The sequence below is a fragment of the Sulfuricurvum sp. genome (genome assembly GCF_036279695.1).
Lineage (GTDB): Bacteria > Campylobacterota > Campylobacteria > Campylobacterales > Sulfurimonadaceae > Sulfuricurvum.
In genome coordinates this window covers 1-8,144 of sequence record NZ_DASUIQ010000015.1, presented here as the reverse complement: position 1 = coordinate 8,144, position 8,144 = coordinate 1, and the positions used below count along the sequence as shown (strand labels likewise).

At 46.0% G+C, this 8,144-nt stretch carries 9 protein-coding genes; all 9 read right to left on the bottom strand.

The features are described 5' to 3' along the window. Positions 1 to 353 (bottom strand): MotA/TolQ/ExbB proton channel family protein (locus tag VFW36_RS02240; protein WP_329657198.1); only part of this gene is annotated, 353 nt, incomplete at its 3' end. Continuing rightward, the gene (locus VFW36_RS02235; RefSeq protein WP_329657197.1) at positions 343 to 1,188 is read right to left on the bottom strand and encodes a HAMP domain-containing sensor histidine kinase; all 846 of its coding nucleotides are present in this window, start codon (positions 1,186 to 1,188) and stop codon (positions 343 to 345) included. The genes VFW36_RS02235 and VFW36_RS02240, both read right to left, overlap by 11 nt. Then, positions 1,178 to 1,834, bottom strand: a complete 657-nt coding sequence (locus tag VFW36_RS02230) for a response regulator transcription factor (RefSeq protein ID WP_329657196.1) — start codon at positions 1,832 to 1,834, stop codon at positions 1,178 to 1,180. The genes VFW36_RS02235 and VFW36_RS02230 overlap by 11 nt, the downstream gene beginning before the upstream one ends. Beyond that, entirely contained in the window at positions 1,824 to 2,831 is a 1,008-nt protein-coding gene (gene pyrC / locus VFW36_RS02225; RefSeq protein WP_329657195.1) for a dihydroorotase, read from the bottom strand. Before pyrC ends, VFW36_RS02230 begins: the two co-directional genes overlap by 11 nt. Continuing rightward, entirely contained in the window at positions 2,828 to 4,204 is a 1,377-nt protein-coding gene (locus tag VFW36_RS02220; RefSeq protein WP_329657194.1) for a phosphomannomutase/phosphoglucomutase, read from the bottom strand. Before VFW36_RS02220 ends, pyrC begins: the two co-directional genes overlap by 4 nt. Before the next feature lie 121 nt (positions 4,205 to 4,325). Then, on the bottom strand, positions 4,326 to 5,504 hold the full coding sequence (locus VFW36_RS02215) for an ammonium transporter (RefSeq protein WP_329657193.1): 1,179 nt from the start codon (positions 5,502 to 5,504) through the stop codon (positions 4,326 to 4,328). Positions 5,505 to 5,654: 150 nt separating this feature from the next. Next, positions 5,655 to 5,993: a P-II family nitrogen regulator gene (locus tag VFW36_RS02210; RefSeq protein WP_295014326.1), complete on the bottom strand. Its 339-nt coding sequence runs from the start codon at positions 5,991 to 5,993 to the stop codon at positions 5,655 to 5,657. 10 nt (positions 5,994 to 6,003) lie between these two features. Next, positions 6,004 to 7,359 (bottom strand): ammonium transporter, encoded by a 1,356-nt coding sequence (locus VFW36_RS02205; RefSeq protein WP_329657192.1) that lies wholly within the window; start codon positions 7,357 to 7,359, stop codon positions 6,004 to 6,006. 192 nt (positions 7,360 to 7,551) lie between these two features. After that, positions 7,552 to 7,890, bottom strand: a complete 339-nt coding sequence (locus tag VFW36_RS02200; protein ID WP_329657191.1) for a P-II family nitrogen regulator — start codon at positions 7,888 to 7,890, stop codon at positions 7,552 to 7,554. Positions 7,891 to 8,144: the final 254 nt, after the last annotated feature.

The window sequence follows — 8,144 nt, the reverse complement described above, 5'->3', positions numbered from 1 at the left end:
ACCACGAGACCCATTGCGGTTGCTTTAAGTGCCAAGGCAAGCCCTGTCATGATTTTCTTCGGATCAACCGCTCCGACGTCACCGAGGCTGTAAAACGTGATCATGATCCCTAAAACGGTACCGAGCAATCCGACATAGGGTGCATTGGAACCGATGGTTGCGATCGTAGAGACATTATCACCCAAATCAAGTTCCAACTCCTCTTTCGTCACATAATCTTCCATACGTATCGCATTGTATGCCATTAAACGTTCGATAAAAAGCCATAATGAGACGATACTCATCATCACCAATACTCCTATAATCCCGTAATCCACGGCATTATGTGCTACTCCAAGCCAACTATTTTCCATTTTCTTCCCTTTTTTTAAATTCAAGTTTGACGCATGTCCCCTCATTTACTTTGGAGGAGATATGCAATGCGATTGCGTAGCGGTCACAATAGCGTTTAACCAGATTTAGCCCGATTCCATACCCCGCCATTGTCGAATCGCTCTGGTAATAGCGATCATAAATATGGATCAGGGTGATTTCATCCATTCCCATCCCCTGATCGCAAAGACTCAACGTATAGTTTCGAAGTGTGATCGTGATTATAGGATTTTTAGGTGAATATTTCACCCCGTTTTCGATCAGATTATCGATTACTTTGCTCAGTCCGATCCGATCACCGTACACATCACACGGTTCAATATCAACCTGCCATACTACGGAAGGGTATAAAGAGCGTAAAAATACCAATCGTGCTTCAATCACCTCACCTAAATCGAAGTGCTCGATTTTTTCCCGCTCGCTTTGCTTTTTGATCATGTAATCAAGCTCATTGTAACGCTCTTTTAACATCTCGGATGCCACTTCTATCCGCTCCAGACGCTTGAGACTCTTCTCATCGGTATGAGTTTTACGGAGCATTTGTACATTGGCGGTAATCGTATTAATGGGAAGGTTCAGCTCATGCAGCGTCTCTTTGGAAAACCGTTCCAAATGGTAAAAATGCTCGCGCAGTGGTGTGATCGCAATCCGCGCCATGACCCCGCCGACAATGAGAGTAATGAGCAACGATAGAAAAGCGATAATCCCCCACTGTTCTACCCCAAGCACCTGGTGTACATAGTAGATCCCCGCGATTAAAATTCCGGTGGTCGTTACATACAACGATGCCAAAGCGATTTCGACATTACGAAACAAGACGATACCCTACTCCGCGGATGTTGACGATCAGCTCTGATCCGATCTCTTGTTTGAGACGGTTGATATAAACCCGAATCGCCCCGTCACTAATCATCTCCGAAGGGCTCCAGAGGGTATCCATGATCATCTCTTTGGTGACAATCTCTCCCGCATTACGGATGAAAAGAGCCATAAGCTGATACTCTTTGAGGGACAAAGGAATATCTTTGCCCCCCATAGAGATCGTTTTATGCAGCTCATCCAAACAAAGTTCTCCGATACAATGACGAACTTTCCCTTTGTTACGACGCAGCAGTGCATGGATACGAACCAACAGTTCATCGGTATTAAACGGTTTTTTCAGATAATCATCGGCTCCGATTTCAAACGCTTCGGTGAGTTTTTCAATCTCTTGGTGAGAGGTAAGATAAATGGTGGGTGTCGTATCGTTGGCACGGCGTAACTCCCGAAGCAGCGACAATCCGTCGATGAGAGGAACATTGATGTCGAGAAGATAGAGATCAAAATGGTTTTTATAGGTTTCATCCAAAGCACTCTGCCCGTTACGGCATAGCACTACTTCAAACCCCTCCTCTTCGAGTACATCCACAATCGATTCACCAAAGAGGAAATCGTCTTCCAACAATAAAATCTTACTCAACACGCTCTATCGACCATTTCAAGGTTTCTCCCGCTCTCATCGGTACGACACTGCCGTACGTTTCGGGGACGACAAAATCGTGCTTGACCAACACCACCTCTTTGTATTCGGCACAAATACCGTAGATACGTTGGGCATTATCACTCACGAATGCTTGGAGGTTATCCAATCTTTCGTGTGCGTCGAACACTTCGCACAACAGCTGCAACGCAATCGGTGCGGTAAAGACCCCTGCCCCGCAACCGCACGACTCTTTAGTGTGTTTCGGGTGAGGTGCGGAGTCGGAGCCGAACATCACTTTCGGATGGGCTTCGAGGGCTACGCGCAAAAGAGCGGAGCGATCTTCGGGGCGTTTGGCGATCGGTTTACAAAACAGGTGCGGTCTGAGCATCCCCCCCGCCACATCATCAAGGGTGATAATGAGGTGATGCACCGTAATCGTCGCATACAGATTCTCATAACGATCAAGCATTTCTACCGCGCTTGCCGTTGTGATATGCTCCATCACTATTTTGAGTTTCGGGAAATTGGAGGCGAGCATCTCATACACACTCATAAACTCCGCTTCGCGATCCATCACAAACCCGTTGGTCTCTCCGTGAACCGAGAGGATAATCCCCAAATCGCTCATCGCATTGAGCGTTTCTCGCATCGCTTCGATGTCAAAACTCGCCACTCCCCCTTCGGAGTTGGTGGTAACACCGCTGGGATAGAGTTTGATCGCCGTAATCTCATCACTCACACTTTCCAGAAATGCCCTACTGTAGTTTTGGTAAAAGAGGCTCATATAAGGTTCGAAATCATCCCGCCCAATCGCGTGTTTGATCCTTTTTTTATACTCTTTCACCGCCTCTAGCGTCGTTACAGGGGGGACAAGGTTCGGCATGACTAGCGCACCGCTAAAACTGTACGAGGTGAGCGGAGCTACGGTTTCGAGCATATCACCGTCTCGAAGGTGCAAATGCATATCGAGAGGCATGGTTAACGTGATCGTTTTCATGCATCCCCTTTGAGCTGATTGTGCGCTTCTTGGATGAGAGCATTCAGCGCCTCTTCGTACCGTAGTGCCTCAGCTTGTTCCGTCGATTCGAAGCGGGTTACGAGTACCGGAGTCGTATTACTCGCACGAACCAATCCCCACCCTTTGTCAAAGATGACCCGCACTCCGTCCACATCGATGATCTCTTTGATCGTCGGAAACGAGGAGGGAGGTGTTTGAAGCAATTCTTTGAGTTTTGCCATCAGTGGAAATTTCTCTTTCTCGGTTGTTTTGACTTTGATCTCTTCGGTCGAAAATACTTTCGGGAGTTTCGCAATCTCGGCATCGAGATCAACCCCTTCATGGATCAATTCCAGCATACGGAGCGTTGCGTAAATCGCATCATCGTATCCGAAATAACGATCGGCAAAAAAGACGTGACCGCTCACTTCACAGGCCAAGTCGGCGTGAAGCTCCTTCATTTTCACTTTGAGATTGGAGTGACCTGTTTTGTACATCACCGCCGTCGCACCCCGCTCACGTAGGGTGTCGTACATCACTTGCGAACATTTCACCTCACCGATCACAGTCGGATTTTTCATCTTGAGAGCAAACAGCAACGCCATCATGTCCCCTTTGATGTTGTTGTTAGGGGTCAATACGGCGATACGGTCGGCATCACCGTCGTACGCGAATGCAATGTCTCCCTCCGAGGCTAGGAGTTTTTTGATGTCTTCGAGATTGTGCTCTTCGCTCGGATCGGGGTGATGGTTCGGGAAAGTACCGTCGGGATCGACGTATATCCCTTTGGTCTTTAACCCCAGTTCATTGAAAATATCCTCAACCGCGAGTCCCGCAACCCCGTTTCCGCAGTCGTATACGATCCGCTGATCCATCCCGCGCAAATGCCCGAACGACTCGACCATAAACCGTTTGTATCGGCTTAGGGCATCGATCTCTATGACCTGACGTTCGACTTTTGCTTGGCTCTCCATAGCATCGATTTTGCGTCCTAGAGCATAAATCTGCTCTCCAAAAAACGGTGCTTTGTTGATCGTAATTTTAAATCCATTGTATTCGCTCGGATTGTGTGAACCGGTAATCATTACCGATGCACACGGAGTAACTCCGTCGAACTCCTGATAGTTACAAAAATAGTTGACGGGAGTCGGAACCATCCCCATCCCGAGCACTTTCATACCGCCCGCATTCAACCCAGCTGCCAAATATTCAAAAAGGATCGGAGAGTGGCTCCGTGCATCATAGCCGACCGCTACATACTCGCCAAATTCACGCATCTCTTCCGCTAAAGCATATCCCAAACGGGTAATTGTCTCTTCGTTCAACTCTTTTTCATAAATTCCGCGTATATCATACTCACGATAAATAGACATCATTTCCCTTTTCAAGCAACATTAACAAATTATACAACGAGGTGGTTAAAAGAGTCTTTTACGGGGCGAAATGCCCCGAAGAAGAATAGTGAAGAAGTGTTACAAAAGTGTTAAGGAGGTACTAAATAGCTCTTTTAAATTCAGGATAGGCTTCAAGTCCGCATTCACTGACATCAAGCCCTTGAACCTGATCTTCATCCGATGCACGAAACGGGACAACTTTATTGATAAGATAAATAATCACAAACGAAACACTGAAGACAAAAACGGCGATTTCCGCAACCCCTTTGAGTTGATTCAAAAAGGTTATCCCTTTGGCAGGATCGGCCGCAAAAAGCCCGACTGCCAGTGTTCCCCAAATACCGTTTACCAAATGCACCGATAACGCCCCGACCGGATCATCGATACGGAAACGATCAAACAAAGGTACCGCTACGACCACTAAAATACCGCCGATAGTTCCGATCGTAATTGCATCCATAGTCGTATACAAATGAGGTCCCGCAGTAATCGCGACCAACCCTCCGAGTGCACCGTTGAGAATCATCGTAATATCGAAAAGTTTATAACGAATATAAATGAGGACACCCGTAGCGATCGCTCCGGCTAAACCTGCGGTATTCGTGTTAAAAATCGTCAATGCGACACTGTCCGCCGCCTCTTTCGTCGCAATCGATCCGACCGAACCGCCGTTAAAGCCGAACCACCCGATCCATAACAGCATCGCACCCAATACGACCAATGGGATATTGGAAGCGGGAATAACACGGATCTGATCCCCGACATAACGCCCTTTACGTGCCCCGATGATGAGGATGGCTGCGAGCAGTGCCCATCCCCCCGTTGAGTGAATGACGGTCGAACCGGCCAAATCAACAAAACTCAAATCAAACACGGTATCTTTGATCCAATCGCTTCCCCAGCTGATATTAACCGCCGTCGGATAGATCAATGCGCCCATAATAACGGTAAACAGCGTTAGCGGAAGGAGACGAGCTCGTTCACCCACCCCACCGCTCATAATGTTGATCGCTTTACCGACGAACGCCATCTGGAACATAAAAAAAGCCCATTTGCTCATCGTAGTCGTTTCAGTATTTCCAAATGCCAGATGAAATCCGATCAAAATGAATGCCATCGACGCGACCGCGTAGATCATGACGTTAACCGTCAAGACACTGGAGACATTTTTAGTACGAACCAAACCTGCTTCGAGCATCGCGAAACCGGGAACCATAAGAATAATCAAAGTGATGGAAAAGAGGGCAAAGAGAGTGTCAATAACGTACGCAGTATCCATGCAGCACCTTTAATTTGAAGTAAAGGTGTGCATTATATATCCAATTAAATGGATTGTAGAAGAAGAATTGATTAAATTTTAATCATTCTCGTCATTGCGGGCTTGATCCGCAATCTAAGATCCTGAATCAAGTTCAGGATGACAGGAATTTTAAATAGCTTCTATATCTGTCTCACCCGTACGGATACGGACGATTTTGCTGATGTCGCTCACGAAGATTTTACCGTCACCGATTTTTCCGGTGCGTGCAGCTTCAACAACCGTATTCACGACTTGATCCACCATCGCTTCATCAACAACCATCTCCATTTTGATTTTAGGCAGGAAGTCAACAACATACTCAGCACCGCGATATAACTCGCTGTGCCCTTTTTGACGACCGTAACCTTTCACTTCGCTTACCGTCATACCGGTAATACCGATCTCTGCCAATGCATCTTTTACGTCTTCTAGTTTAAATGGTTTGATAACCGCTTCAATTTTTTTCATTGTTTACTCCTTATAGGTTAAAGCCACGTTCACCGTGTACAGACTCATCCAAACCTTGGCTCTCTTGTTCTTCGTTAACACGTGAACCGCCGGTCAATGCCATTGCGATATAGTACACTACGATTGTTCCGACCAAAGTAAACAATCCGACAAGAAGAGCTGATTCTGCTTGAACCATGATTTGTCCCATACGATCACCTGAATCTTTCAACGGTCCTGCCCAAAGAAGAGCGTTGTCTGTGTTCGGTGTATAAAGAGCAAAGATACCGGTTGAAATCGCACCCCAAAGACCTGCAAGGAAGTGAACTCCGAAAGCATCCAATGAATCATCATAACCCAATTTTTTCTTGAGAGCTGTTACTCCGAAGAATGCTACTGCGGCACCAACGATACCGATGATCAATGCTCCGCCGACACTTACGAATCCTGCTGCCGGAGTAATCGCGACAAGCCCTGCTACTGCACCTGAAGCCGCTCCAAGAAGAGTCGGTTTTTTGAATACCATGTACTCAACCACGATCCATGTAACCGTTGCAACCGCTGCAGCAATTGTAGTTGTCAAGAAAGCAACACCAGCGATAGCGTTCGCACCGAAAGCGGAACCGGCATTAAATCCGTACCAACCGAACCAGAGCAAACCGGCACCTACAGCCGTCAAGATAACACTTGCCGGTTTCATAGCCACTTTTGGATAACCCGCACGTTTACCGATCAATACTGCCAACACAAGACCAGCCAAACCACCGTTCATATGTACAACCGTACCACCCGCGAAGTCAAGAGCACCTTCGTTGAAAAGGTAACCGCCACCCCACACCATGTGTGCAATCGGTGCATAAACAACGATAGTCCAGATAAAGGCAAATACCATCCAAGTAGAGAACTTGAGACGCTCAATGACAGAACCCGCAACGATTGCTACGGTAATCGCGGCAAATGTCCCTTGGAACGCAACAAATACGAATTTAGGATACAGTTGTCCCAACTCAACACTCGCAAAATCAGTCCAGCTGATACCGTTTAGCATTACATTGCCAAAACCACCGATCACTTGGTTCATTGAACCCTCTGCCGTACCGAAAGCGATAGAAAAACCGGCGATTACCCATGCGATCATCGCAACTGCAAATGCTCCGAAAATCATTGCAAATGTATTAAGAACGTTTTTAGAACGGGTCATCCCGCTGTAAAACAATGCCAAACCGATCGGTGTCATCAACATAACCAATGCCGTTGACATCATCATCCATGCAGTATCACCTGAGTTAAGTACAGGTGCAGCTGCTTCCACAACAGCTGTTGCGTTAGCGTCATCAGCAAATGCCGATACGCCCAGTAGCGATAAAGCTAAAAGCCACTTTTTCATTTTGTCTCCTTATAACTTGAATGTCGAATACCATTGTACAAAGTTATCAAATAGGGAGAGTGCAATTTGTTGATTAATTTTTAATCAGTACGTGGTATAAAATAAAAAAGCGATTTCTTTTTGAGGTAGAGTTACTAGAGAAATGAGTAAGGGGGGATCAAAGCCGAAGCTTTGAACTATACTATAGTAGTTTTAGATAGCGTCGCTATCGGTTTCACCCGTACGGATACGGATGATTTGGTTGATGTCGCTGATAAAGATTTTACCGTCACCGATTTTTCCGGTGCGTGCCGCTTCCACGACGGTGTTAACCACTTGATCCACCATCGCTTCATCAACAACCATCTCCATTTTGATTTTAGGCAGGAAGTCAACAACATACTCAGCACCGCGATATAACTCGCTGTGCCCTTTTTGACGACCGTAACCTTTCACTTCGCTTACCGTCATACCCGTAATGCCGATCTCGGCTAGGGCATCTTTTACGTCTTCTAGTTTAAATGGTTTGATAACCGCTTCTATTTTTTTCATAAATACTAAACTCCATACGATCAATATAATGTCTTGAACAATTGTAACCTTATTTAAATTAATTAAGCAAATTAACGCAAAAAAAACAGATTTTAAGAATTTAAGGCTCGTTCGGATATAATCAGCAACCTTATCTTCACTTTTGGGGACTGCATGAACGATCTGCTTGACAATAGCGAAATAAATGACATTAATATAGAAGACACTCTCAAGAGCAGTTATCTTGATTATTCAATGAGTGTTATCATCGGACG

Excerpts from the sequence above, each read along its gene's own strand:
- VFW36_RS02210 (WP_295014326.1), bottom strand. The coding sequence starts at position 5,993 with ATGAAAAAAATTGAAGCGGTTATCAAACCATTTAAACTAGAAGACGTA.
- VFW36_RS02220 (WP_329657194.1), bottom strand. The coding sequence starts at position 4,204 with ATGTCTATTTATCGTGAGTATGATATACGCGGAATTTATGAAAAAGAG.
- VFW36_RS02205 (WP_329657192.1), bottom strand. The coding sequence starts at position 7,359 with ATGAAAAAGTGGCTTTTAGCTTTATCGCTACTGGGCGTATCGGCATTT.
- pyrC (WP_329657195.1), bottom strand. The coding sequence starts at position 2,831 with ATGAAAACGATCACGTTAACCATGCCTCTCGATATGCATTTGCACCTT.
- VFW36_RS02215 (WP_329657193.1), bottom strand. The coding sequence starts at position 5,504 with ATGGATACTGCGTACGTTATTGACACTCTCTTTGCCCTCTTTTCCATC.
- VFW36_RS02200 (WP_329657191.1), bottom strand. The coding sequence starts at position 7,890 with ATGAAAAAAATAGAAGCGGTTATCAAACCATTTAAACTAGAAGACGTA.